Source organism: Paracoccus cavernae (assembly GCF_042430175.1).
Taxonomy (GTDB): Bacteria; Pseudomonadota; Alphaproteobacteria; order Rhodobacterales; family Rhodobacteraceae; genus Paracoccus; species Paracoccus cavernae.
Genome location: NZ_JBHMDZ010000001.1, coordinates 574,637 through 600,141, shown reverse-complemented (window position 1 = coordinate 600,141; position 25,505 = coordinate 574,637). Strand labels below are relative to the sequence as shown.

The following is a 25,505-nucleotide window of genomic DNA, read 5'->3' as shown; positions in this document are numbered from 1 at the left end:
CCCACCGCTTGGTGGGATTTCAATCAGATTTCCAACTCGCCCATCGGCTTGCCATTGTCGAGGTGCTCTTGCACCCAACGCGGCTTGCGACCACGACCGCTCCAGGTCTGGCTGGCGTCTTCGGGGTTGGCGTATTTGGCGGCAACTTTCGATTTCGACAGTTTGATACCGGTGAGCTCGGCGAGGTTGAAGCCATGCTCGCGGGCGGCGCTTTCAATAGCCGCCATTGCTTCTTTGCGGCGACGGTCTTCGTAAGAAGAGATCGCGCGTTCGACTTTGTTGCGCAGGTCGCGCAGTTCGCTCAACGAAAGAGCGTCAAGATCAATAGGCATTCCAAATCCCGGAATAATAGGTTGTGTAATTTGATATTACGCCCTTTCAGGGAATTGCAATAGAATTGATTTATTTGGGACTGCGCTTGGCCAAAATCCGCTGGAGGGTCCGGCGATGCATGTGAAGACGGCGCGCGGTCTCGCTGACATTACGTTCGCATTGTTCAAAAACACGTTGAATATGTTCCCAACGCACGCGATCGGCCGACATTGGCGCTTCGGGCGGCGGCGGCAATGTTTCACCGCGTGCCAGGAGGGCGCGGGTGACATCATCTGCATCGGCGGGTTTGGAAAGATAATCGGTCGCGCCCATTTTCACGGCAGCCACCGCAGTCGCAATCGCGCCATAACCGGTCAAAACGACAATACGCGCGTCGACGCGGGCTTCGCGAATGGCATCGACCACATCAAGGCCGTTGCCGTCCTCGAGCCGCAAATCGACCACGGCATAAGCCGGAGGGCGGGCGAGTACCGCCGCACGCGCTGCCGCCACCGAAGGAGCCGCAACAACGTCAAAGCCGCGCTTTTCCATGGCGCGGCTCAAGCGCGTCAGAAAGACCTCGTCGTCATCGACAAGAAGCAGGCTGGGATCGGGACCGATTTCAACTGTATTCACGGTTAGGGATCTTTCACGATGTGACGGGACAGGGCGGGTCCGCAAATGGGCAATGCGCACAGGCTCTTGCCGATTGTTTTAAAGACGCCGGCCCTTCCCGTCAAAGTTTGCGGCCGCTTATCCGGCAGCTTCGACGAAACAACCGACGCGCGCTGCCATATCTTCGGGGGTGACGTCACGTCCAAAGAATTCCACCGTGCCCTGACCGGGCATGACGAGGAAAGTATTGGTCATGTGATCCACGAGATAGTTCTCGGCATCATCCTGATTGTTGAGTTTGTAATAGGTCCGCCAGCCTTTGGCGACCGCATCGATTTCCTCGGCCGAGCCGGTCAGGCCGACCATGCGCGGATGCATCGCATCGGTAAAGCTGCGCAGTACCTCGAGCGTATCGCGGGCGGGATCGACGCTCACGAAGACCGGATTGATCGACATGCCCTTGTCCTCGAGCAAGGCCGTAACCTCGCCATTGCGCGCGGCATCGAGCGGGCAGACATCGGGGCAGAAAGTATAGCCGAAATAAAGCAGCGTCGGTTCGGTGAAGACCTCTTTATCCGTGACCCGCGTGCCGTTCTCGTCGGTCAGGGTAAAGGGCGTGCCGAAGGATTCCATACCGCCGGCGACAACCGATTTGCGGCATTGCGCAAATTCGTCGCCCGATTTCGCTTTGGATAGCCACAGGCCACCCGTGACCAGAACAAGCACCGCTGCGACAGCGCCCAAAGCCAGAATCCGTTTATCGGCGGCCATGTCATACTCCTATCGAATGCGGGCGCATTGATTGCTTATCCGGCCGTCAGTATCAATGCCCCGTGCCGTCCTAGAACCGGAGCCGCCCCTTGCCTCTCGAACTCGTTTCCCGCCGGATAACCATGCTGCCGGGCCAACCGGCGCCCGAGCCGATCCGGCTCCGGACGCTTTTGCTGCTGCGCTGGGTTGCGGTTTGCGGCCAGCTTGGCGCGGTCGCGGCGGCGCTTTTGATCGGGGTCTATGTGCCTCTGGTACCGGTCCTGTCGACTATCGCATTGACAATACTACTGAATATCTGGCTGTCATGGCGCCCCGCCCATCGGGTCTCGGACCGCGAGGCAGCGCTTCAGCTCGGCTTTGATCTTTGGCAGATCGCGACGCTTCTGGCTTTGACCGGCGGAATGACCAATCCATTCGCGCTTTTGGTTCTCGCTCCGGTCACAATTGCGGCAACTTCGCTTCCGGCGCGACATATGATCGCGCTCGGGTTGGCCTCGCTAGTGATGGTGACGATTGCGGGTCTGGTGGCCGAGCCGCTGAGTTACGAGGGCGGCGGGACTTTGGCCTTGGACGAGCCCTACCAATTCGGCCATTGGGTCGCGATCGTGATCGGGGTGGTCTTTCTTTCGGCCTATGCGCATCGGGTCTCGAGCGATCTGGTCACGACCTCGAACGCGCTTTTCGCGGCGCGGATGGCGCTCGAGCGCGAGCAGAAACTCCAGCATCTGGGTGGGGTGGTCGCCGCCGCGGCCCACGAGATGGGCACGCCGCTTGCGACGATCAAACTGGTCAGCGCCGAGCTGGTCGACGAACTTTCGGATCTTCTGCCCGAGCGCCCCGATATTGCCGAGGATCTTGCCATTCTGCGCCAATCGGCGGACCGCTGCAGTACGATCCTCAAATCCATGGGTCGCGCGGGCAGGGACGATCTGCTGATCCGCGCCGCGCCGCTCGAAAGCATGCTCGCCGAGGCCGCCCGCCCGCATATGGAGCGCGGCATCATCGTCGATATCGTCGTGAGCGAGCCAGAGCAGACGGTCCTGCGCGATGCGGCCGTGGTGCATGGATTGCGCAACCTCATCCAGAATGCGGTCGATTTCGCCGGTAGTCGCGTCACGGTTTCCGCCGACTGGACGCCAAGCCAGCTGATCTTGCAGATTGCCGATGACGGCCCGGGCTATCCGCCGGCGCTGATGCCGCGTCTCGGCAGCCCCTTTCTCACCACGCGTCCCCGGGCCGAGGACGGCCGCGGATATGACGGGATGGGCTTGGGTCTTTTTATCGCCAAGGCGCTTCTGGAGCGCTCGGGCGCGCATCTGGCCTTTGCCAATTCGGGCAAGGGTGCCGTGGTGACCGTGACATGGCCGCGCGACCGGATCGAGGCCGATATGCGCGGCGCTCTGGGCGAAAATCCCGAAATCGAGAGCTGATCGCCCCGTCACGGCCTTCCTTCCGGCGCCGGTTAACCCTTCTTTAACCCGCATTTGCTAGGGCTTTGATGAAATGGGGGACCGAAGCAGATGGTGACGACTCTCTTATTGGCGCTCGGGGTCAGTGTTTGTGCGGTGATCGCCGCTGTCCTTTTCATCATGACGATGGAGGGCAGATCACAAGGAAAATCGCCCAAAGGCGGGCGGCTTGACCGTGACGTCGAGCCTCTGGCCCTGCTGTTTCGCAACAACAAGCTGGTGGACGGGACGGCCCCCGCGCGGGCCTTGCTCGACCTTCTGCCGGGCGAGGGAGAGTGGCAGCGGCTGATGGCTTGGGTCTCGATGCGGCTCCCCGAGGCGGGGGATGCCCTTGCCCATCTCGAAGAGGACGGGCGGATCGAGATCGGGGGCGATACCCGCGCGGGGCACCGGCGCTTGCGGGTTCTGATCGAACAGCTCGACAACCATTTCATCCGCGTCACGCTGAACGATCCGACCTCGGAAAATGCGGGGATCGTGGTGGATTCGCTGACGCTTTCCGCCATGGAAGAAGAGCTGGAAATGTTGCGCAACACCATGGACCGCTCACCCATGCTGGCATGGCGCGAGGATGCGGACGGTATGGTGACCTGGGCCAATTCGGCCTATATCCAGATCGCCGAACGGCAGGCCGAAGGCCAGACCGTCTGGCCTCTGCCTCGGCTGATCGACCTGCCGGTGCGTGCCGGTTCCTCCGATGCGCCGCGCCGCGCCCAGATCGAGGATCGGGGCCAGACGCTTTGGTACGAATGCCACGGGCGCGTTGTCGGCGATCATGTCGTCGGCATGGCGCTTCCTGCCGATACGGCCGTGCGCGCCGAGCGCAGCCTGCGCGATTTCGTCCATACTTTGACCAAGACTTTCGCGGATCTGCCGATCGGCCTTGCGATTTTCGACCGCGACCGGCGGCTGCAGCTGTTCAACCCCTCGCTGATCGATCTGACCACGCTGTCGGCGGGCTTTCTGACCGCGCGCCCGACGCTTTACGCCTTTCTCGACCGTCTGCGCGAGGCGCGGATGGTGCCGGAGCCCAAGGATTACCGCAGCTGGCGCAACCGCATGAGCTCGCTCGAGACGGCGGCGGCTTCGGGTCATCACGTCGAAACATGGTCGCTCCCCGGCGGACAGACCTACCGCGTGACCGGACGGCCCCATCCCGACGGCGCGATTGCTTTTCTGTTCGAGGATATCACCTCGGAAATCTCGCTGACCCGCAAGTTCCGCGCCGATTTGTCGCTGAACAAGGAGGTATTGGATACGCTCGCCAATGCGGTCGCGGTTTTCGACAGCAACGGCATGATCGCGATGTCGAACCGCGGCTATGGCGAGCTATGGGGAACCGAGATCAAGGAGTCACTTGCGGATCATCTGGGCGCATGGCGCGAGCAGGCCGGCGACGGGCCGGGCCTCAAGACCCTGCGCGAGGGCTTTCACGCCGCGCTTTTCGCCCAAGGCGACAAGGAAACGGTGCGCGGCGTCATGGCGGGGCCCTCGGGCGAGCTGCTGTCCTGGGTGCTGCGCTTTCTCAAAGGCGGGCGGGCGATGGTTACCTTCGAAGAGGTCGCGCCGCTCGCCCTTCCCGCCAAGGAGGGACGCCTCGCCTTCGGGCCGCATGGCCGTCCCAGCGACATTGCGGGAACCGCGACGGGCGGAAGCGCGACGGGGCTGCCGCCAATCACGCCCGTTCTGCCGGCTGCTACGGGATAGGATCCCGTGGGGCTAGAGCTTCTGCCGCACCCTAGGCCCCGCGCGAGGCATTGTGGACATGAAATCGGGCCGTGAAGCCCGATCCGGTATCCTGATCGCGGGGGTCTCGGGAATGGCGGGACTTAGTAATTGCCGAGAATCGACATTCCGTCCGGCCAGTTCAGATCGATAGTGAGCGAGATGTCCTGAACCTGTGCCGGCGCGATGGTCGAATCCCATTCCAGAATCCCGCGCTGGCCGTCGCGGTCCTGCGTCGTGGGTTCGGGCGTGGACGACCAGCCGATCTTGAGATCGTCCTGGCGCGTGACCGGAACCTGACCGATCACCCGCAAAGGCCAGCTCTCGTTGGTCAGATTGCTGACCCGCAGGATCGCCGAACGCGTTGCCGTATTCGATTTCGACAGAATACCGCGATCGCCGGTCGCCTCCTTCGGGATCTGGTACTCGACCTTCATGCCGTCGATCGGGCCGAAGCCCAGTTGCAGCCGGTCGCGGGTAGGGGTCTGCTCGATGCGGCTTTGGCCGGCCAAAAGGCCGTCGCGGTAGAGCGTGACCCGACCGGGGAGCAGAAGGTCATCGAGAGAGTTGGTGGTCTCGGCCACGAGATAGGCGGTGCTGTCGCGGGTCGGGACGGCTTCGGCGCGGATCTCGGGGGTCAGCTGGTGCGTATCGAGCTCGAGGCGCAGCGCATCGACCCCGTCGCGGATGGTGACAGGCTCGGGATAGACATAGGTCACGACTTCGCCCGCATATTGGATGCCGGCCGTGATCACCGAAGCCGCCTCGGCCATGACCGGCGCGGGGGCCATGGCCACACGCGCCGAGCCTTCGTCATAGCTGTAATCGGACATCCTCTTGTCGGCCGAGGGCTTGTAGGTCTCCTCGAAAATCGGGGTCAGGACGCTGGGCGCGGTCTGGTCGGCGGGCCGCGAGTTCGAGAGCATCAGCTTCACGTCGCGCCAATCCTCGCCCGAATTCTGCGCGATCATCAAGCCGCGGTCGAGTGTCAGCGTCTTTGCCTCGCGCTGAAGCCATGCGTCATAGATCGGCTCCCATTGCGCATCCGCGGTCAGGCTGGTGACCGACAGCCGGACCGGCTCCGCACCGGCTTCGATCGCGACGACAAGGGTGCGGCCTTCGCCTTCGGGCGGGCGCAGCGCGTCAAGGCGGGCGCGGGCGTTTTCCAGCGCGCGCTCGGCATCGTCGCGGCCCTGGGCTGCGGCTGCGGCCTCGGTATTGGCGGCAATCGCGGTCTCGCGCGCCTTGAGGATCTCGGCGCCGACGCTATTGGCGAGGGTGGCGATATCGCTTTGCGCCAGCCCGTCGGATTCCGCCATGGCCAGCAGGAAGGCGACCGTGTCCTCGGCGGCCTGCGCGCGGGCGAGGATCGCATTCACGCGGGCGTCACGCTCGAGCAGGGCGGTTTCGAGCCGGTTGACCTCGGCCTCGGCTGCCGCAATCTCGGGGGTTTTCCCGGCATCCGAGGGCAGCGCCCGACCTTCCTGCAGCGAGACCGCGCCCAGAACCGCGCCATCGGCAGTGACGCGCAGGGTCGCGGGATCGGTGCCTTCGGGCAGTCCGGGGATGACGAGCTCGTGTTTGCCGGCGGGGACCGTCAGCTCGGCGCTGCGCGTCACGCTGGCACCCCACGGGAAGACCGTGACCTCGCGGACGGGGGCCGCGGTTTCGATCTGATCGGCGAAGGCCGGAGAGCACAGGGCCGCGACCGCGGTGGAGATCAGGAAAAAGCGCATGGAAGCCTCGTGACTGGAAAGGCCGCGCGGAGCCGTGTCCGGAGACGGGCGCATGCGGAGCCGGATGCCCGAACGCTCGGCGAGGAGGGATCAAAAAGCAAGAGGGCGCCCGCCGGACGCCCTCTGACTTTCGTTCACGCTTGAGTTAGCGATTTGGCCGATCAGCCTTTTTTCAGGACGCGGTTGCCCAGAAGCTCGGCGATCTGGACGGCGTTCAGCGCCGCGCCTTTGCGCAGGTTGTCCGAGACGCACCAGAAGTTCAGGCCGTTTTCAACGGTCACGTCCTGACGCAGACGGCTGATGAAGGTCGCGAAATCGCCGACGGATTCGACCGGCGTGACATAGCCGCCCGGCTCGCGCTTGTCGACGACGAGAAGGCCGGGGGCCTCGCGCAGCAGGTCGCGGGCTTCGTCTTCATCGAGGAAGTCCTCGGTCTCGACGTTGATCGATTCCGAATGGCCGACGAAAACCGGAACGCGGACGCAGGTCGCGGTGACCTTGATCGAGGTATCCAGGATCTTCTTGGTCTCGGCCGCCATTTTCCACTCTTCCTTGGTGTCGCCACTGTCGAGGAAGACGTCGATTTGCGGGATCACGTTGAACGCGATCTGCTTTTGGAATTTCTTGGGCGAGACTTCCTGACCCGGCACATACATGCCCTTGGTCTGGTCCCACAGCTCGTCGATGCCGTCTTTGCCCGCGCCCGAAACCGACTGGTAGGTCGAGACGACGACGCGTTTGATGCGCGCGCGGTCATGGATCGGCTTCAGCGCGACAACCATCTGCGCGGTCGAGCAGTTGGGGTTCGCGATGATCATTTTGTTGCGGTAATCCTCGATCGCCTCGGGGTTCACCTCGGGCACGATCAGCGGGATTTCCGGGTCGTAGCGGTAGAGCGACGAGTTATCGATGACGACGCAGCCCTGGCTGGCGGCGATCGGTGCATATTGCTTGGTCGCATCCGAGCCGATGGCGAAAAGCGCCATGTCGTAGCCGGTAAAGTCGAAACCCTCGATGTCCTTGGTCTTCAGTGTCTTGTCGCCATAGCTGACTTCAGTGCCCATGCTCCGGCGCGAAGCCAGAGCAACAACCTCATCAGCAGGGAACTGGCGCTCGGCCAGAATATTCAGCATTTCGCGGCCCACGTTCCCCGTGGCGCCGGCGACAACAACCTTGTAGCCCATTCGGGGGTCTCCTTCAAAACAAGACGAGCCGATATAGGTGGGAATTCGCGAAAGTAAAAGCGAGTATCGGTCATTTTGACTGGCAGAGCGGCAAAAATCAGGCATTCTGCCAAGACTTTTGGCGAAGTGACCGATCCGGCTTTGCCGTAGCGGGCCCTAGCGGCGGATGATGCGGGCGTCGCGCTGCTGCAAAGCCCCGACCCAGGCCGCTTCGCTGCCGAAATCATGGGGCACCTGCGCGGCGGTGCGGCTGCCCGACAAGGATTGAGAGGCGAAGAAGTCGAAGCCGTAGAGCCGCAGCTCCGCCATATCCGAGCGCGCGATCAGGTCGATCATCATTGCTCCGGTCGTGGGCGGGGCACCGATCTCGGTCTTGAGTGCCGCGTAATCGGACAAAGGATGCAGGTAAAAGCCCGGACTGGTCGCGCTGGCGTAGTCCAGCCGCTTGCGTTTGTGCGACATCCACAGGAGGCGCGCCGGTTCGAGGCGGGCGCGGTCGGCATCGGGCAGGCGGGTCGCCAGCGCCAGCCAATCGGTACGCGTGCCGTGGCTTGCGGGCGCAGGCATCGGCGCGCGGTTGATGCGGATCACCAGGTCGGCGGCGTCGATTTCCGCGCCAAAAGCGCTCTCGGCCAGCGCGCGGGCATTGCCGATCAGCGCGATCCTTTTGCCCTCCAGCGCATCCGTCAGCACGCTTTGCGGGATCGAAAGCTGTTGCAGCGCCGCCTCGTCGCGCAGCAGCCGCGCGAGATAAAAGCGCAGCCGGTTCATCCCAAAAGCCCGCGATAGACGCCGACAATGGCGCGGGCTTCGCCCTCGATCGCGTGGTTTTCGACGACATGGGCGCGCGCGGCCTGACCTGCCGCGACGCGGCCGGCATCGTCGTCGAGCCAACGCGCCAGCGCGGCGGTCAGTGCCTCGGCATCATCCTTGGCGACCAGAGAGCCGGTGACATCCTCGCGGATCAGCGCCTCATAGGCCCCGACGCGGCTCGCCACGGTCGGAATGCCGCAGGCCATCGCCTCGAGCGGGGTCAGGCCGAAGCCCTCCCATCGTGCGGGGGCCGCGAAAAGATCGAGGGCCTGATAATGGCGCACGACCTCTTCCCACGGGATTTCGCCCAGAAAGCGCACGCGGCCATCAAGCCCTGCGGCCTTCAGTTTCGCCAGCAATTCGTCGGCAAAGGCACGGTTGTCGGCGGTGATGCGGCCGGTGAAGATCATCTGGGCGCGGGGGCGCGAGGGGAACAGCCGCAGCGCGGCCTCGACGAGAAGGTCGACGCCTTTTTGTGCGCGTACGCGGCCGAAACAGCCGATCAGCACCGCATCGGGATCAAGGCCCAGCTCGCGGCGGAGCGCGGACTTGTCCGTTGTCGGGTGGAAAATCGTGGTGTCGACGCCGTGCAGGATGACCGTCGCCGGACGCTCGAGATAGCTTGCCGCCTGCGGCGAGGTCGCGATCAGCGCATCCTGCTTGCGGATCAGCCAGCGGGTGAAACCGGTGTGGTGGCGCTGCGCCGCCGAGGTGAAAAGCAGCCGGTATTTGCGCCGCAGCACATGGCGCAGCAACAGCCCCAGCGCCATTTCCGTGTTGCGCCGCGCATGCCAGACGCGCCAGCGGTTGCGTGGAATGAGCGCGGCTTGGCCGAGCGTGATATGCGGCAGCTCGGCCGGCAGGCCCGGTCCGGTGGTCGTGATCGCGATCATTTTGCGCTGGATCGGGATCAGCCGCACCACGGTCGAGGTCACGCCGGACAGCCGTTTCTTGAGGTTGGGCGCGACGACCTCGATGTCGGAAAGGGATGTGTCAGACATGGCCGTCCTCGGGGCTGAAGAAGTAAAAGACCAACCCGATGATGAGCGGAATCAGGAAAAAGAGGAAGATATAGCTATAGGCGGCTGCAGGAGCATGGTTGGCCGAAGCCGCCAGATAGACCGGCCGCGAGATGAACTGCATCACGCCCACCCCTGCAATCGACACCATGTTGAGGAAGGTGATGCCCCTTCCCACCAGATGTTGCGGGATGAAGGCGCGGCCATGCGCCATGATAAGCGAATAGCTGCTGTCCGAGATGCAGACCATAACCAGCAGGATCGCCGATAGCGTCAGGCTGGTGCCGGGGAACAGCCACAGGCTGGTCAGTACACCGACCAGCAGCAAGGTATTGGCGATCGAGGTGCGCTTGTCCGATCCGAAGAGCCGCACGACCCTTCCGACCGAGAGGTTCGCGGTGACCATCGCGATCCCCATGCCAAGGGTCACCCAGCCGATCAGATTGTCGCTCGCGCCGAAGACTTCCGTCAGATAGGGGCCGGCCCAAAGCCCGCGGATACAGGCCGAGGCCGCATAGGTCACGCCCAGAAGCGGCAGGATGAAGCGCAGCTCGCGCACCTTCAAAAGTCCCCTCAGCGAGCTTTTGGGCTGGTCCGAGGCAAGCTTGGCCGGATCGGTCACGAAGGCGAAGATCGTCGCCGCGACCATCAGCGTGACGACGGCAAGGCCGATCATGGTCGGACGCCAGCCGATCTCTCCGATCAGCCAGACCAGCGGCGCGGCCCCCAGCATATTGCCGAGCGAGCCGATCCCGACCACCGCGCCGCCGGCCGTGCTCATGGCGGTCGCGGGCAGGGTGCGGGCGAAGATGAAATAGCTGCCGACCATGACCGGCGCGCAGCCGATCCCCAGCATGACCATCGCGACATGCAGGTGCCAGGGCGCGGTGGCCAGCGAGAAAAGCGCGGCTCCGCCGCCGCCGCCCAAAGCCAGCAGGGTCGAAACCGTCAGCCGCGGCCCGAACTTGTCCAGAGCCCAACCGACCGGCAGCTGCATCGCGGCAAAGGAGATATACCAAAGCCCTGAAGACAATGCCAAATCCGCAGGGCCCGCGCCGATCTCGGCCGAAAGGGTCGGGGTCAGGACGGCAAGGAAGGCCCGGTAAAACTGGCTCATCGTATAGCCGAGGATCAGGCTCAGGATCCCCGGCGACAATATCAGGCGCATATTCCCTCCGGATGCGGTTGGCGCGAAGCTGGCTGAGCGGGGGCCAAAGTTCAACCCGTCAGAGCCAGCCGAGCGCGGTGCTCAGCCAAAGGGCGGATTGCGCGGCGGTGGTTTGGCGGCGGATCTTGCTGCGGCGCAAAGCCGCGAGCCGTCTGAGCGCCCCGCTGCCCTGCATCACCGCGAAATCGTCGAGCACCGCGCGGTTTTCGGGGGTCAGGCGCAGTCGCGAGGCTGCAAGCGCGGCGAGAGTGACCCGGTTCCAGCTTTGGTGTTCGTCGCCGCCCATGCGCCGCATCGCCGCCCATTGCGCCATCGCGCCGCCCTGCCCGCCGACCGCATTGCGGCGGTGCTGCCGGTAAAGCGTCGAGGGCGCGTCGCTCCAAACCACCCTGCCGCCGGCACCGCTCACGAGCTGGTAGATCCACCAATCATGCATCACGACCGGGCCCGCCTCGGCATTGGCGGCGGCGACCAGCGCAAAAGCCGCGCGGTTGAGGGTCAGCGTGTGGCCGATCACGATGTTCTGGATCAGCGCATTGGTGAAAGAAGGCGGATGTCTGGGCGCGGGGGTCAGGCCGAGCGGGGTCAGGGTATCGGAGGTCACCTGCGCGCGGCTGCACCAGATCGCGGGCCCCTGCTCTGCCGCCAGATCGCCGATTGCCCGCGCCAGCTTGTCCTCCATCCAGATGTCGTCCTGATCGCAGAAAGCGACGAAACCGGCATCATGGGGGACATGCGCCAGCAGATGGCGGAAATTCGCGGCCGGACCTTTGCGCGGCCCGTCGATCAGGCGGATCTCGCGGTCGGGATGGGCGGCCGCGAAGGCCTCGGCAAGCGCGCGGCTGTCGTCCTGCGAGCCGTCATCGCTGATGGTCAGGCTCCAGCTGCCGTGGCTTTGCGCGACCAGACTATCAAGCTGTTCGCGCAGAAAATCGGCACCATTATAGAGCGCAAGCAGGATCGCGACCTTGCTTGTGGCGGAACTTGCCGCGCCGTCAGGAATGCTGCGATGCCCATACATTGGCGACCGTTACCTTGGTTTCGGGCCGCCCTCCATGCCGAAACGGAATGCGGGGGCGGCCGGTTGTGCAATCTCAGGCCGCGACGGCCGAAATGTTCATCGGTTTCTCGCGGATCGGCAGATGGATCAGCGCCGAGAAGGCACCAATGCCGACGCCCACCCACCAGACCAGCGTGTAGTCGCCGTAAAGGTCATACATCCAGCCGCCCAGCCAGACCCCGAGGAAGGACCCCAGCTGATGCGACAGGAAGACGAACCCGTAGAGAGTGCCCATATAGCGCAGCCCGTAGATATAGGCGACCAGCCCCGAGGTCAGCGGAACCGTGGCAAGCCAAAGCGCGCCCATGACCAGCGAAAAGACCAGCACGCTTGTCGGCGTGATCGGCATCAGGATGAAGGTCGCCGAGGCGATGGTGCGCAGCGTATAGATCGCGGCCAGCAGGTATTTCTTGGTATAGCGCTTGCCCAGCCAGCCCGCGAAGATCGAGCCCGCGATATTGGCCAGACCGATCACCGAAATCGCCACCGCGCCGAGAATGGATGTCGTTGAAATCCCGACGGAATCCAGCATCCCGCCCGGCATGATCGGGCCGCACATCTCGGCGATCATCGCGGGGAAATGCGCGGTGATGAAGGCAAGCTGGTAGCCGCAAGAGAAAAAGCCCGCGAAGATCATCAGATAGGACGGGTCGCGGAAAGCGCGTTTGAGAACCGTTCCGAGGCTTGCTTCCAGCTCGCTGCGGCTGGCCATCGGCGCGGCCTTTTTACCCAGAAGCGGCAGGAACAGCAGGATCAGAAGCGACAGTGCGCCGAAGATGATGAAGACGCTCTGCCAGCTGAAATAGGCCAGCAGGATCTCTGCCAGAGGGGCGCCGACGACCTGCCCCGCCGATCCGGCAGCCGTCGCGATCCCGAGTGCAAGGCTGCGGTTCTCGTCGCTCGCCGCGCGGCCGATCACCGCAAGGATGACGCCGAAACCCGTGCCCGCAACGCCGAATCCGACCGCGACCTCCCAAAGCTGCATCGCCTCGGGGGTGGTGGCATAGGCGCTCATCACCAGTCCCAATGCGTAAAGGAAGACGCCCAGAACGATGGCGAAACGGTCGCCCCATTTCTCGGCCAAAGCGCCGAAAAGCGGCTGTCCGATGCCCCAAGCAAGGTTCTGGATCGCGATGGCCAGCGAGAAATCGGTGCGCGGCCAGCCGAATTCTTCGGCGATCGGAATCTGGAAGACGCCGAAACTGGCGCGCAAGGCGAAGTTGATCAGCAAGATGATCGAGCCGCCGATCAGGATGGGCGTGAACAGCGACGCGCGCGCCGCTGGGGAATGGCTTGGGGTTTGCGACAAAGGCGTGCTCCGGATCGGGATGACGGCGAAGCCTGCGCCTCCGGCCGTGCTGCGTCAACCGGCCGCACCGCGCAGGACGCATAGCGGCGGGCAAAGCCATGCAAAAAGCGCATGGCTAGGATGCGTTGCCGGTCAGGCGCGCGCGCGGTATTCTTGCCGAAGGGGAAATGGGGGGGGCGAGATGTATCAGGTGATCGGAACCACCAGAAGCCGCGCGATGCGCGTTCTGTGGATGCTCGAAGAAATTGGTGCGCCTTATCAGCATGTTGCGGAGAATCCGCGCTCGCCCGGCGTCGTTGCGCTCAATCCCGCGGGCAAGATCCCGATCCTGATCGTCGACGGTACGCCGGTCACGGATTCGACGGCGATCCTGACCTATCTTGCCGATCACCACGGCACGCTGACCCATCCGGCAGGCACGCTGGCACGGGCGCGCCAAGACAGCCTGACGCAATTCCTGCTCGACGAATTTGACGCGGCGCTTTGGCTCGCCGCACGTCACAGCTTCATCCTCCCCGAGGAAATGCGGCTTGCGGGCATTAAAAACACCCTGCGCTGGGAGTTCGAGCAAAGCCAGAAGGTGCTGGTCAACCGCATGGGCGAGGGCGCTTACCTCATGGGCGACCAGATGACGGTGCCCGATTTCATCCTCGCCAATTGCCTCTCATGGGCGCTGACCGCGAAATTCCCGATCACCGAGCATCGCCTGACCGATTATCTCGAAAGAATGCGCGCGCGTCCGGCCTATCAGCGCGCTTTGGCGAGATAGGCCAAGGCACCCTGCCCCGCCTTGCGGCCCGAGGACAGGCAGCCGGTCAGCAGATAGCCGCCCGTCGGCGCCTCCCAGTCGAGCATCTCTCCCGCCGCGAAAACATGGGGCATGGCCCTGAGCGAAAGATCGGCATTCAGGGCATCCGCGCTGATCCCGCCGGCCGAAGAAATCGCGCGCTCCAGCCCCGCAGGGCCTGCATGGCGCAACGGCAAAGCCTTGAGAAGCGCGGCCAAAGCGCCCGCATCCGCAGGCAGAGGCCGCCCCCATTCCAGCGCCAAAGCCGCACGGACCGGATCGCCCAGAACCCGCCGCAAGCGGTTGCCGAGCGAGAGTTTCGCGGGTGCTTTGGCCAGCCGCGAAGCCAGTACGTCAAGGCTTACATCAGGCGCAAGATCGACGGTGGCAAGCGCTCCGTCGCGGATCGCCGAAGCCAGCTCGTAGATCCCGCCGCCCTCGATTCCGTCTTGTGTGACCACCCATTCGCCGCGCCCGATCCGGCCGCCGACATGGATGGCGACGCCCTTGACCGCCGCCCCGAAGTGCCGGGCCATCTGTTCGGACCAATCGACGCGAAAGCCCATATTCGCCGGACGGAAACCGGCAATCCCGACCCCTGCCCCGCGCAGCCCTTCAACCCATGCCCCGTCCGAACCGAGTTTGGGCCAGCTCGCCCCGCCAAGCGCGAGAACCGCGACTTGGGGACGCAGGAACTGCGCGCCCTCCGGAGTCTCGAAGCGGAACGCGCCATCCTCGAACCCGCTCCAGCGCCAACGCTTGTGCAGCGCGACCCCCTGCCGGTCCAGCCGCGCGAGCCATGCCCGCAGCAAGGGAGAGCCCTTCATGCCGCGCGGGAAAACCCGCCCCGTGGAGCCTGCGAAAAGCGGGATCCCCAACCCCTCGGCCCAGGCCATGACCTCGGCGGCCGCGAAATCTTCCATGCCCAAATATCCAACGGGCGCTGCCGCCGTCGCATCGGGCGCAGATTGGGCACAACTGCCGGAAAAATGGCTGATGAAGGCCTGCCTCGGCTCGTCCTTGGTCAGGTTCAGACCCGATTTTCCCGCCATGAGGAACTTGCGTGCGGGCGTAGGCATGGCCTCGGCGATCACTACCTTCGCCCCGCCTGCGGACAGCACTTCGGCCGCCATCAGCCCTGCAGGGCCCGCGCCGATCACCAGTGCGTCAAGGCTCACCGACGGCTCCGCGGCATCATGGTCAGGCGGATCAGCGCGCGTTCCATCACCGCCATCGCCGGCGCGCGGCTGGAAGAGCGCAGCACGAGATCGGTGTCGATCAGATGGTGGATCGCCTCTTCGAGCGAGCGCATTCCCCAGCTTTGCAGCTGCCGCGCCATGCGGTCGCGGCGCGGGCCGAAGACCGGCGGGCGCAGTTTCGCCATGCCCTGCGCGGGTCCGTCGGGATCGGCCGCGGCCTGATGGAGCGTGCGGAAATGGCGCAAAGCCGCGATGCAGAGCGATACCGGCGTCGTGCCCTGCGCCTCGATCCGGCGCATGAGACCGGCAAAGGCGTCGCTGCGGCCCTCGGCCACGGCGGCGATGAGATCGTCCAGCTCGGCATCGATCGTGGCGGGGGCGAGGCCCGCGATTTCGGCAGGTGTCAGCGGGCTTTCGTCGCCGAATTTGTAGAGCGCGATCTTTTCGACCGTTTGGCGGAAGTCGCCGGGATCGATGGTGCGCGACAGCGCCACAAGATCCTTCATCGCCTCTCGGGGGACGTTGCGCAGACCGGCATCCGAAAGCCAGCGGTTGATTTCCTCTTCGCCGGGCGGGTCGTCATAGACGGGGGCTGCGACGGCCGCGCGATGGGGCTCGAAGATCTTGCGCAGGGCGGAGTTTTTGTTGAGCGCGCCCGCCGCAACCACGATCACCGCATCGCCCGCGCGCCATTCCTCGATCGCCGCGCCGATGGCGGGGGCAGCGCTGTCGGGCGTATCGTCGAGCAAAACCACGCGCTGGCCGGGGAAAAATCCCACCGCCTTGACCGCATCGAGCAGCAGCGCGGGATCTTTGCGCAATTCCGCGCCTGCCATGCGGGTCAGACGCATTTCCTCTTCGGCATTGGGGCCGGTCAGGGCCTTGACCGCCTCGGCACGTTTGAGCGCAACGCGCATCGCATCCTGCCCGTAGATCAGAAGTGCGGGCCGCGTCGGGTCCGGCTTGGCCAGATAACGGGCGATTTCTGCGCCTTTGAGGTTCACGGCGTTCCCGCAGGGACCGCGCCGTAAAGGCGGGTGATCACCTGATCGGCGAGCATGAAGGCGAGCCGGTCATGGGCGTCCTGCTCCGACGACATGGTGGCGATGGTGGTGCCGGTCGTCGAATAGGAGGAGAAGTTGTTGACCTGACCACGCGTGACGACCTTGCCGGTCACCGCATCGGTCAGGGTGAATTCGGCGCTGCCGTTGAGCGCATAGCGCGTCGTGATTTCGTCGGGGGTAATCGCTTGGGGCACGATGGCGATGCGCAGATTATAGCCCAGATCGAAGGCGACATCCTGCGGCGGGCCCAAACGCTCGGTAACGCGGCGCACGAAGGCGAAATCGTCGACCGTTTTGGGATCGGCGGCGCGGACCTTGCCGAAAAGCTTGGTTCCCGGCCCCGAAGGACCGTAAACCGGCGTGAAGCCGCAGGCGGCGAGCCCGCCGCCAAGGGCGACGAGCAGGCCGGATTGCAGGAATTTGCGTCTAGATGACGACATTGACGATACGCCCCGGAACCACGATCAGCTTTTTGATCGCCGATCCTTCCAGGAAACGCTGCACGGATTCATCGGCCAGAACAAGGGCCTCGATCTCTTCCTTGGACATATCCTTGGAAACAGCGATCTCGGCGCGGCGCTTGCCGTTGATCTGGATGGGCAGGGTGACGGTATCGTCGACCAGCATCGCCGGATCGGCTTTCGGCCAGGGGGCATCGACCGCCATGCCTTCGCCACCGGCTTTCGACCAGATTTCTTCGGCCAGATGCGGCACCATCGGCGCCATCAGCTGGGCAAACATCCGCAAAGCGGCACGGCGCGATTCGCCCCCGCCCGAGGATTTGCCGAAAACGTTGGCAAGCTCGTAGATTTTGGCCACGGCCTTGTTGAAGGCGAAGCTATCGATCGAGCGGGTGATCTCGTCGATCGCGCGATGGGTTGCGCGCGTCAGGTCGAGATCTTCGGTACCTTCCGGAATCTGGTCGGCCAGACGCCACAGGCGCGACAGGAAGCGGTGCGAAGCTTCCGCCCCCGAGGCCGTCCATTCCACGTCACGCTCGGGCGGGCTGTCCGACAGCATGAACCAACGCGCGGTATCGGCCCCGAAGCTCGAGACGATATTGACCGGATCGACCACGTTTTTCTTGGATTTCGACATTTTGGCCGAGGGGATGATCTCGACCGGCGTGCCGTCGGCCAGTTTGCCGTCGGTAATGTCTTCGGGCAGGTGATAGACCGGACGGCCGCGCTCGTCGCGGGTCAGGTAGATCTCGTGCGTGACCATGCCTTGCGTGAACAGAGCGTCGAAGGGCTCTTTCGCGGCTTCGGGCAGGTGGCCGGTCTTGACCATCGCGCGGGCGAAGAAGCGCGAATAGAGCAGGTGGAGAATCGCGTGCTCGATGCCGCCGATATATTGATCGACGTTCATCCAGTAATCGGCATCCTCGCGCAGGGTCGGGGTCGGCGCATGGGGCGCGGTGAAGCGCGCGTAATACCACGACGAATCGACGAACGTATCCATCGTATCGGTCTCGCGGCGTGCCGGTTTGCCGCAATTGGGGCAGGCAGTGTTGCGCCAGGTCGGGTGACGGTCGAGAGGGTTGCCCGGAATGTCGAAGGTGACATCCATCGGCAGCAGAATCGGCAGATTCTCTTTCTTCTCGGGAACGGTGCCGCAGCTGTCGCAATGAACGACCGGAATCGGGCAGCCCCAATAGCGCTGGCGCGAGATGCCCCAGTCGCGCAGGCGGTATTTCGTGACGCCTTCGCCATAGCTTGCCGCTTCGGCATGGGCGATGGCGGCGGCAACCGCGGCCTCGCCGGTCTGGTCGCCCTCGCCCGAGAAGCCGCGGACATAGGTCACGACTTCGGTTTTCGCGGGAACGAAGGGCGCTTTGGCGACGAAAGCATCGGCTTGGGCCTGATCCATGCCCTTCTCGCCGAAGGTCGCGCGGATCGGCAGGCCGTATTTCGTGGCAAATTCGTGGTCACGCTCGTCATGGGCCGGAGAGCCGAAGATCGCGCCGGTGCCGTAATCCATCAGCACGAAATTCGCGATCCAGACCGGCAGCTCCCATTCGGGGTTGAGCGGGTGACGCACGCGGATGCCGGTGTCGTAGCCGACCTTCTCGGCCTTCTCGAGTTCCTCTTCCGAGGTGCCGATCTTGCGGGCCTCGGCGGTGAAGGCCGCGACTTTCGGGTCGGATTCCAGCGATTTCGCCAGCGGATGATCGGCCGAGATCGCAACGAAGCTTGCACCCATCAGCGTGTCGGGGCGGGTGGTATAGACCTCGATCCGGTCGAAACCCGCGGGGGCATTGACGGTATCGAAGTGGAACTGCAGCCCGCGCGAACGCCCGATCCAGTTTTGCTGCATCAGGCGGACCTTTTCGGGCCAGCCGTCGAGATTGTCCAAAGCGTCGAGCAACTCGCCCGAGTAATCCGAGATGCGGAAGAACCATTGCGTCAGCTCGCGGCGCTCGACCGGCGCGTTGGAACGCCAACCCTTGCCGTCGATAACCTGCTCGTTGGCGAGCACCGTCATATCGACCGGATCCCAGTTCACCATGGCCGATTTGCGGTAAATCAGCCCCGATTCGAGGAAATCGAGGAACATCGACTGCTGCTGGCCGACATAATCATCGTCGCAGGTCGCGAATTCGCGGCTCCAGTCGATGGACAGACCCAAGGGCTTCAGCTGGTCGCGCATCGTGGCGATATTGTTGTAGGTCCAGGTGCGGGGATGGCCGCCCTGCTCCATCGCGGCGTTTTCCGCGGGCATGCCGAAGGCGTCCCAGCCCATCGGATGCAGAACGCTGAAACCCTGCGCGCGTTTGTAGCGGGCAACCACATCGCCCATCGTATAGTTGCGCACATGGCCCATATGGATGCGCCCCGACGGATAGGGGAACATCTCGAGGACGTAGTATTTGGGCCGCTCGTCGCGGATGGCGCGGAAGGAATCGGCGGCATCCCATGCAGCCTGCCAGCGCGTTTCGCTTTTTGCGGGATCATAGGACATGAAAGCCTCCGGGCGTCAGATGTGCCCGCAGGGTTTATACGCGGCATAGCAAGAGGTCCAGCGTCCCCGTTGGGGGATGCCGGACCTCTTCAGGCACAAAATTCTTTAAACGGGATTAAAGATTGCCGTCGCGCACGCGCATTTGGCGCGCACGGGTCAGGATCGCATCTTCGACCTGACGCACGGTTTCGGGAGCAACGGCGCTGCCGCCCGAACCTTGCAGCGAGACTTTGAGCGAGCGCGCGTCAAGCGCGGGATCGGTAACCATGATCGTCGCGCGGTAAGAGCGGCCGCCACCCGGAGGGGTGCCGTAGCCCGTCACGATGACGCCGGTGAACGGGTCGACCGACTGGATCGGCAGGAAGTTCAGCACTTCGAGGCTGGCGTTCCACAGGTATTTGTTCACCGCCACCGCGCTATTGGGGTTCTGGCGATTCGAGAACAGGTCCCAAAGCGTCGATTCCTGGCGCTGCGTGCCTTCGGGGGTCGCTCCCTGCCGGCCGCCTCCGCCCTGGCCGGAGCCCGAACCGATGCCGCCGGAGCCGAATCCGCCCGAACCGGAGCCGCCTCCACCGCAGGCGGCAAGACCCGCGACCAGGATCAAGGTTGCGGACAGGCGTACATTGCGTGTGATCATGTGAAGGTCCCCCGGAACGTTCTTGCGTTTGCCATAGCGCAATTTGTGTCATTGCGACAAGGGATCACCCGCGTGCGCCTGCAAAAGACAGGAAAATCCGCCTATAAGGCAGCTTTGTCCCGATGCAACGGACTGTGGCCCATGTGCATCACAAAATCTTGGAAACATTTTTGCTTCCGCCGTTTTCATTGCAAACAGGGGGGAGACAAGCGACATACAACCCATACCCCAAGCCGGGATAACTGGATGGGGCACATGAGAGAGATAAGAGGGAAAACCATGAAAAAGGTTCTTTTCGCTACCAGCGCCCTGGTTCTGTCGGCTGGCTTCGCTTCGGCTGAAGTCGCTGTCTCGGGCGACGGCCGTATGGGTATGATTTACGACGGTAACGACGTTCAGTTCTCGAGCCGTGCACGCGTCAAGTTCACGATGACCGGCGAGTCGGATGCTGGCCTGTCGTTCGGCGGTAGCTTCCGCGTCGACCAAGAAAACTACTCGGCGAACGAGTATCGTTCGGCAGCCCGCGGTACTGCAGGCCAAGTCTGGATCTCGGGCACCTACGGCAAACTGTCGATGGGTGACGTTGTTTCGGCATCGGAAGCTGCAATCGGCGACCTGTACGAAATCGGTTACACCGAAGGTGCATTCGCTGGTGACATCGAAGAAATCTCGTACCTGACGGGTGACGGTGAGAACCTCGATCAGGGCGCGAACATCCTGTACGAGTACGGCATCGAAGGCTTCACCTTCTTCGCGTCGGCTACGGACGGTTCGGACACCAATCTTGGTTCGATCAGCCCGGGTGCAAACGTTGACGACGAACTGAACGCGTCGTCGGATGACGTTGCTTACTCGCTCGCAGCGAAATACGAAGCTGGCAACTACAACGTCGGCCTCGGCTACGGCAAGCACGGCGATGCGGACGAAATCGTCCTCGGCGGTGAAGTGACCTACGACCAGTTCTCGGTCAAAGGCATCTACGCGAAATACAGCGATCGCTTCACCGGTGAACTTGATGCGGAAGAGTTCGACTCGACCATTGGTCTGGCCGCTGCTTACCAGGCTGACGCTCTGCTCGTGAAGGGCTTCTGGCGCCAGGACAAGTTCAAGTACGACGTTGCTGGCGACGAGAAATTCGACTCGTTCGGCATCGGCGCTGACTACGATCTGGGTGGCGGTGCTACCCTCGCCGGCGGCATCATCGACAGCGACTACCTTGATGACACCGTTGCTGACCTCGGTGTGAAGTTCAAATTCTGATCTGATCAGAATTGAGACTTGAAGAGCGGGCCTTGTGCCCGCTCCTTTCATTTGGAAGGTTGCCGTGGGAAGGTTGCCGATATGGGACTGACAGAAATCAAAGGCCGCATCACTGCGGCCGAGCGTGCTTATGGCCGCGAAGCGGGCAGCGTGACCTTGATCGCGGTCAGCAAGGTTCAGCCGCTCGAGCGGGTGAAGGCGGTGCTCGATCAGGGGCAGCGTGTCTTTGGCGAGAATTATGTTCAGGAAGCGGCAGGAAAATGGCCGCAATGGTGCGCGGCCTATCCCGATGCCGAGGTTCATATGATCGGCCCGCTACAGACCAACAAACTCAAACAGGCGCTCGAGCTGTTCGATGCGATCCATACGCTCGACCGGATGTCGCTTGCCGAAAAACTGGCGCGACAAATTCAGGCGCGCGGGGCCTCGCCGCAGCTTTTCATTCAGGTCAACACCGGATCCGAGCCACAAAAGGCCGGTATTCTGCCCGAAGATGCCGATGCTTTCATCGCGACCTGCCGCGGGCTCGACCTGCGGCTTGAAGGGCTGATGTGCATTCCCCCCGACGACCATGATCCCGCCCCGCATTTCGCGCATCTGGCGGAAATTGCCGCGCGCAACGGGCTTTCGGGCCTGTCGATGGGGATGAGCTCGGATTTCGAGACCGCCATCGCCCATGGTGCGACCCATGTCCGCGTCGGTTCGGCGATTTTCGGAGCGCGCGACTATACCTGATGCGCGACCGCGCTGCGGCTTGCGCTGAAACGCATCATGTCCGGCGGCACGATCAGCTTGGCGCCGGGGGCCAAACGCTCGGCAAGCCAGCGCAGGTTGCCGCGCGACATTGCGATACAGCCCGCGGTCGGCGCGCCCGGCCTGCGCCATTGATGCAGGAAAATCGCCGAGCCCATGCCGGCCTTTGCATCCGGCCAGTTCCAATCCGTGAGCAGTACCAGATCGTAAAGCGGATCGGCGCGACGCAGGTTTTCATGGCTATGGGCATAAGGCGCGCGGATGTGATGGTTGTAATCGGGCTCGCCCGAAGCGTCCGACCACAGGTCGCCCGGCAGGATCGGCGCCGCCCAAGGGGCAGGGCGGGTCACGCGGTCGGGGCGATAGAGCAGGCCGACGATGCGGTGATGTCCGACCGGCGTCGCGCCATCGCCTTCGCGCTTGTCCCGGCGCACGCCGCCTCGGCCGACGCTACAGGGCAAAATGCGGCCGTCGAAGAAAAGCCCGCGCGGGGTCAGCAAAAGATCACCCGCCTTCACAGCAAATGCCCCGATTTGTCGGCTTTGATCGCCAAATAATGCTCGTTGAAGCGGTTGGTCGGCGTGACCAGCGGCACGCGCTCGGCGACGGTGATGCCGTGGCTTTCCAGCGTCGTGACCTTGCGCGGATTGTTGGTCATCAGCCGCACCGTCGAGAAACCGAGCCGCCGCAGGATCTCGGCGCCGATGCGGAAGTCGCGCTCGTCATCCTCGAAGCCAAGGCGGTGATTGGCGTCCACCGTGTCGAAACCCTGATTTTGCAGCGAATAAGCGCGCATCTTGTTCGCCAGCCCGATGCCGCGACCCTCCTGATTGAGGTAAAGCAGCACGCCCGCGCCATTCTGCCCCATCGCGTCAAGCGCCGCATGAAGCTGAGGGCCGCAATCGCATTTGAGGCTGCCCAGCACATCGCCGGTATAGCAGGCCGAATGGAGGCGCGCCAAAACCGGCTGGTCGCGCGGCGGGTCGCCGATCTCGACGGCGTAATGCTCGATCTCGCCATTGTCGGGGCGAAAGATATGCAGTTTGGAATTCTGCGCCGCAGCCAAAGGCAGGCGGGCGGCGGCCACGGGCGCAAGATGGACCTCGGTCGTGAGCTGGGCCAGCGTCGCGGCGGCGGGCAGGGCGGTAAGCCCGGCGTGTGGCGCGGAAATCGCGACCATCAGCACCGCCGGCAGCAATTGCGCCGATTTCGCCAGCGCGATTGCCGCGCGATGCGGCTCGCTGTCGCCGCCGCGTAAGGATTGCAGCGGCCCCTTGAGCGGCGTCATCAGGTCGCCGGCCGGATCGGCAATCGCACGCAGCCAAGCCAGATCGGCCTCGGCGGGCAGTGCGATCCGCGCCAGATCGCCGTCATAGACCCGCGCCTTCAGCGTCGCGGCCCGCCAGTCCGTCACGGCCAAGGCCGCGGGCCCCAAGGCGCGCATTTCGGCCAGTCTGGGCGCGGAAAGCGTCTCGACCGCAGCCGCGAGATAGTCGCCGACCACGACCGGAAGCCCCATCCGCAGATCGGTGCGGGCGCGGGAAACGGTCTCGGCAAGGGTGGGGATGAGGCTCATGACGCTCGCGAAAGTGAAACAATTTGAAACATTAGGGCCAAATCCGACAACTCCGTGTGAGGAAACGCGCAAGTAGCTGGACGTCGGGCCGTTCAACTCACAGGTTTCCCCTAACACGCCAAAGGAGGCAAGTATGGCTGGACTGAAAAAGATCCTTCTTGTCGATGACGAGGACGACCTGCGCGAAGCATTGGCCGAGCAGCTTGTCGCGACCGAAGATTTCGACGTTTTCGAAGCGGGCACCGGTGCCGAGGCGGTCGAAAAGACCAAAGCGGGCATTTTCGACCTGATCGTTCTCGATGTCGGCCTGCCCGATACCGACGGTCGCGAGCTGGCCAAGCGCCTGCGCAAACAGGGCGTGAAATGCCCGATCGTCATGCTGACCGGCCACGATTCCGACGCGGATACCATTCTGGGTCTGGATTCGGGTGCCAATGACTACATCACCAAGCCGTTCAAATTCCCGGTGCTTCTGGCCCGTCTGCGCGCGCAGCTGCGCACTCACGAGCAGTCCGAAGACGCGATTTTCCAGCTTGGGCCCTATACGTTCAAGCCTTCGATGAAGATGTTGATCGACCAGAAGGACCGCAAGATCCGTCTGACCGAAAAGGAAACCAACATCCTGAAGTTCCTTTACCGCGCCTCGGACGGGGTAGTGCCGCGCGATGTGCTGCTGCACGAGGTCTGGGGCTATAATGCGGGGGTCACGACCCATACGCTCGAGACCCATATTTATCGCCTGCGCCAGAAGATCGAGCCCGATCCCTCGAATGCGCGGCTTCTGGTGACGGAAAGCGGCGGCTACCGCCTCGTGGCGTAAACTCTGCCGTAACGTCCTTTTCCCGTGCGGTGCATTTTCCGGATCGCACGGGAACCACGGGCGGCAGTCGCGGGTTGAGCGCATGTAAACGGGATGTGGTAAACATCTTGTTGCCCATATGGCCCGATCTTGTGGCCATAAGTTCTGTTCAAGTTATTTCTTCTGAACTTCTCTCCTCCCTGTTGGACTTGCCCCGACTCCGGTCGGGGCATTTCTTTTTTGGCGCGGCGGATTGGAGCGCAAGGCCGCAAGGGGCGAGCTGCTCGACAGGGGGGCGGGCAGGGGATAGGGTCTCGGCACCATCCCAAAGGAGCCGCCATGTTCACCCTTGCCACCTGGAACATCAACTCGGTCCGCCTGCGCGAGGCGCTGGTCGCGCGGCTGCTGCGCGAGGAGGCTCCGGATGTTCTGTGCCTGCAGGAATGCAAAAGTCCGGTCGACAAGATCCCGCTCGAGGCCTTTCACGCGCTCGGTTACACCCACATGGTCGCGCGCGGCCAAAAGGGCTATAACGGCGTCGCGATCCTGTCGCGCCTGCCGATCGAGGATGCGGGTGACCGCGACTACGCAGGTCTCGGCCATGCGCGCCATGTCGCGGCGCGGCTGGAAAACGGCGTCACCATCCACAATTTCTATGTCCCCGCCGGTGGCGATATTCCCGACCGCGAGCAGAATGTGAAATTCGGCCAGAAGCTCGATTTCCTGACCGAGATGCGCGACGTTTTCCATGCCGAGAACCCTCGGAAGTCGATCATGGTCGGCGATCTCAACATCGCGCCGCGCGAGGATGACGTCTGGAACCACAAGGCGCTGCTCAAGATCGTGAGCCACACTCCGGTCGAGGTCGAGCATCTCGCCCAGACGCAGGATGCCGGCAAATGGGTCGATGTCACGCGCAACGACATCCCCGAGGGCCGGCTGTTTTCGTGGTGGAGCTACCGCTCCCCCGATTGGGATGCGGCCGACAAGGGACGTCGGCTCGACCATATCTGGGCCACGCCCGATATCGCGAACGCGGCCCACGGCAGCAAGATCCTGCGTCCGGTGCGCGGCTGGGAACAGCCGAGCGACCACGTTCCGGTCTTCGCCAGCTTCGATCTGTAAGCCGCGCGCGGATGGGGCCTTCGGTCCGGCCCTTCGCGGCCCGACCTGCGCGGGCGCGACCTAGGGCCTAGCCTTGTCCAAGCCATTCCCGCCAAAGGGGATAGCCAAGGCGGCAATGGCTGGCCGCGCCCCCTTGGCGCGGCGGGTCCCGCGACCTTATATT

At 63.6% G+C, this 25,505-nt stretch carries 24 protein-coding genes; 7 read left to right on the top strand and 17 right to left on the bottom strand.

Going from position 1 to position 25,505, the window contains the following annotated elements; translation table 11 throughout:
• Window positions 1–23: 23 nt before the first annotated feature.
• The 3 genes from ACFFUC_RS02925 to ACFFUC_RS02915 form a co-directional block, all read right to left on the bottom strand.
• A complete protein-coding gene (locus ACFFUC_RS02925; RefSeq protein WP_377683348.1) occupies window positions 24–332 on the bottom strand; it encodes an H-NS histone family protein in 309 nt (102 codons plus the stop codon).
• 70 nt (window positions 333–402) lie between these two features.
• The gene (locus ACFFUC_RS02920) at window positions 403–948 is read right to left on the bottom strand and encodes an ActR/PrrA/RegA family redox response regulator transcription factor (protein WP_377683346.1); all 546 of its coding nucleotides are present in this window, start codon (window positions 946–948) and stop codon (window positions 403–405) included.
• 117 nt (window positions 949–1,065) lie between these two features.
• Complete coding sequence (locus ACFFUC_RS02915) at window positions 1,066–1,698, bottom strand: SCO family protein (RefSeq protein WP_377683344.1); 633 nt, start codon at window positions 1,696–1,698, stop codon at window positions 1,066–1,068.
• A gap of 89 nt (window positions 1,699–1,787) precedes the next feature.
• On the opposite strand from ACFFUC_RS02915, the gene ACFFUC_RS02910 reads away from it, so the two are divergent.
• Window positions 1,788–3,128, top strand: coding sequence for an ActS/PrrB/RegB family redox-sensitive histidine kinase (locus tag ACFFUC_RS02910; RefSeq protein ID WP_377683342.1), 1,341 nt, complete (start codon window positions 1,788–1,790; stop codon window positions 3,126–3,128).
• Window positions 3,129–3,218: 90 nt separating this feature from the next.
• On the top strand, window positions 3,219–4,874 hold the full coding sequence (locus ACFFUC_RS02905) for a PAS-domain containing protein (protein ID WP_377683341.1): 1,656 nt from the start codon (window positions 3,219–3,221) through the stop codon (window positions 4,872–4,874).
• Window positions 4,875–4,996: 122 nt separating this feature from the next.
• Here ACFFUC_RS02905 and ACFFUC_RS02900 read toward each other — a convergent pair whose 3' ends face one another.
• The 7 genes from ACFFUC_RS02900 to ACFFUC_RS02870 form a co-directional block, all read right to left on the bottom strand.
• Entirely contained in the window at window positions 4,997–6,628 is a 1,632-nt protein-coding gene (locus tag ACFFUC_RS02900; protein ID WP_377683339.1) for a DUF4139 domain-containing protein, read from the bottom strand.
• Window positions 6,629–6,789: 161 nt separating this feature from the next.
• Entirely contained in the window at window positions 6,790–7,812 is a 1,023-nt protein-coding gene (locus ACFFUC_RS02895; protein ID WP_377683337.1) for an aspartate-semialdehyde dehydrogenase, read from the bottom strand.
• A gap of 156 nt (window positions 7,813–7,968) precedes the next feature.
• Window positions 7,969–8,583 (bottom strand): glycosyltransferase family 29 protein, encoded by a 615-nt coding sequence (locus ACFFUC_RS02890; protein ID WP_377683335.1) that lies wholly within the window; start codon window positions 8,581–8,583, stop codon window positions 7,969–7,971.
• Window positions 8,580–9,626 carry a glycosyltransferase family 4 protein gene (locus ACFFUC_RS02885; RefSeq protein WP_377683333.1) on the bottom strand — a complete coding sequence of 349 codons (1,047 nt, stop codon included), beginning with the start codon at window positions 9,624–9,626 and terminating at the stop codon, window positions 8,580–8,582. The genes ACFFUC_RS02890 and ACFFUC_RS02885 overlap by 4 nt, the downstream gene beginning before the upstream one ends.
• Complete coding sequence (locus ACFFUC_RS02880) at window positions 9,619–10,812, bottom strand: MFS transporter (RefSeq protein WP_377683332.1); 1,194 nt, start codon at window positions 10,810–10,812, stop codon at window positions 9,619–9,621. The genes ACFFUC_RS02885 and ACFFUC_RS02880 overlap by 8 nt, the downstream gene beginning before the upstream one ends.
• Before the next feature lie 58 nt (window positions 10,813–10,870).
• Complete coding sequence (locus tag ACFFUC_RS02875; RefSeq protein WP_377683330.1) at window positions 10,871–11,833, bottom strand: glycosyltransferase; 963 nt, start codon at window positions 11,831–11,833, stop codon at window positions 10,871–10,873.
• Between the two features lie 73 nt (window positions 11,834–11,906).
• On the bottom strand, window positions 11,907–13,181 hold the full coding sequence (locus tag ACFFUC_RS02870; RefSeq protein WP_377683328.1) for an MFS transporter: 1,275 nt from the start codon (window positions 13,179–13,181) through the stop codon (window positions 11,907–11,909).
• Between the two features lie 181 nt (window positions 13,182–13,362).
• On the opposite strand from ACFFUC_RS02870, the gene ACFFUC_RS02865 reads away from it, so the two are divergent.
• On the top strand, window positions 13,363–13,950 hold the full coding sequence (locus ACFFUC_RS02865) for a glutathione S-transferase family protein (RefSeq protein ID WP_377683326.1): 588 nt from the start codon (window positions 13,363–13,365) through the stop codon (window positions 13,948–13,950).
• Here the strand turns inward: ACFFUC_RS02865 and ACFFUC_RS02860 are convergent.
• The 5 genes from ACFFUC_RS02860 to ACFFUC_RS02840 form a co-directional block, all read right to left on the bottom strand.
• Complete coding sequence (locus tag ACFFUC_RS02860) at window positions 13,929–15,101, bottom strand: TIGR03862 family flavoprotein (protein ID WP_377683613.1); 1,173 nt, start codon at window positions 15,099–15,101, stop codon at window positions 13,929–13,931. The two genes, ACFFUC_RS02865 and ACFFUC_RS02860, sit on opposite strands and share 22 nt — an antisense overlap.
• 41 nt (window positions 15,102–15,142) lie before the next feature.
• Window positions 15,143–16,171 (bottom strand): DNA polymerase III subunit delta, encoded by a 1,029-nt coding sequence (gene holA / locus ACFFUC_RS02855; protein WP_377683324.1) that lies wholly within the window; start codon window positions 16,169–16,171, stop codon window positions 15,143–15,145.
• Window positions 16,168–16,671 carry an LPS assembly lipoprotein LptE gene (gene lptE, locus ACFFUC_RS02850; RefSeq protein WP_377683322.1) on the bottom strand — a complete coding sequence of 168 codons (504 nt, stop codon included), beginning with the start codon at window positions 16,669–16,671 and terminating at the stop codon, window positions 16,168–16,170. The genes holA and lptE overlap by 4 nt, the downstream gene beginning before the upstream one ends.
• A complete protein-coding gene (leuS, locus tag ACFFUC_RS02845) occupies window positions 16,658–19,192 on the bottom strand; it encodes a leucine--tRNA ligase (RefSeq protein ID WP_377683320.1) in 2,535 nt (844 codons plus the stop codon). Before leuS ends, lptE begins: the two co-directional genes overlap by 14 nt.
• A 115-nt stretch (window positions 19,193–19,307) precedes the next feature.
• Entirely contained in the window at window positions 19,308–19,829 is a 522-nt protein-coding gene (locus ACFFUC_RS02840; RefSeq protein WP_377683319.1) for a DUF3576 domain-containing protein, read from the bottom strand.
• A gap of 279 nt (window positions 19,830–20,108) precedes the next feature.
• On the opposite strand from ACFFUC_RS02840, the gene ACFFUC_RS02835 reads away from it, so the two are divergent.
• Window positions 20,109–21,089, top strand: coding sequence for a porin (locus tag ACFFUC_RS02835; RefSeq protein WP_377683317.1), 981 nt, complete (start codon window positions 20,109–20,111; stop codon window positions 21,087–21,089).
• A gap of 81 nt (window positions 21,090–21,170) precedes the next feature.
• On the top strand, window positions 21,171–21,824 hold the full coding sequence (locus ACFFUC_RS02830) for a YggS family pyridoxal phosphate-dependent enzyme (protein ID WP_377683315.1): 654 nt from the start codon (window positions 21,171–21,173) through the stop codon (window positions 21,822–21,824).
• Here the strand turns inward: ACFFUC_RS02830 and ACFFUC_RS02825 are convergent.
• Window positions 21,815–22,360: a L,D-transpeptidase family protein gene (locus tag ACFFUC_RS02825; protein ID WP_377683313.1), complete on the bottom strand. Its 546-nt coding sequence runs from the start codon at window positions 22,358–22,360 to the stop codon at window positions 21,815–21,817. The two genes, ACFFUC_RS02830 and ACFFUC_RS02825, sit on opposite strands and share 10 nt — an antisense overlap.
• A complete protein-coding gene (ribA, locus tag ACFFUC_RS02820; RefSeq protein ID WP_377683312.1) occupies window positions 22,357–23,418 on the bottom strand; it encodes a GTP cyclohydrolase II in 1,062 nt (353 codons plus the stop codon). Before ribA ends, ACFFUC_RS02825 begins: the two co-directional genes overlap by 4 nt.
• A 133-nt stretch (window positions 23,419–23,551) precedes the next feature.
• Between ribA and ACFFUC_RS02815 the strand changes: the two genes are divergently transcribed.
• Together ACFFUC_RS02815 and ACFFUC_RS02810 are read left to right on the top strand one after the other, a co-directional pair.
• Entirely contained in the window at window positions 23,552–24,238 is a 687-nt protein-coding gene (locus tag ACFFUC_RS02815; protein ID WP_377683310.1) for a response regulator transcription factor, read from the top strand.
• A gap of 318 nt (window positions 24,239–24,556) precedes the next feature.
• Window positions 24,557–25,342, top strand: coding sequence for an exodeoxyribonuclease III (locus ACFFUC_RS02810; protein WP_377683308.1), 786 nt, complete (start codon window positions 24,557–24,559; stop codon window positions 25,340–25,342).
• Window positions 25,343–25,505: the final 163 nt, after the last annotated feature.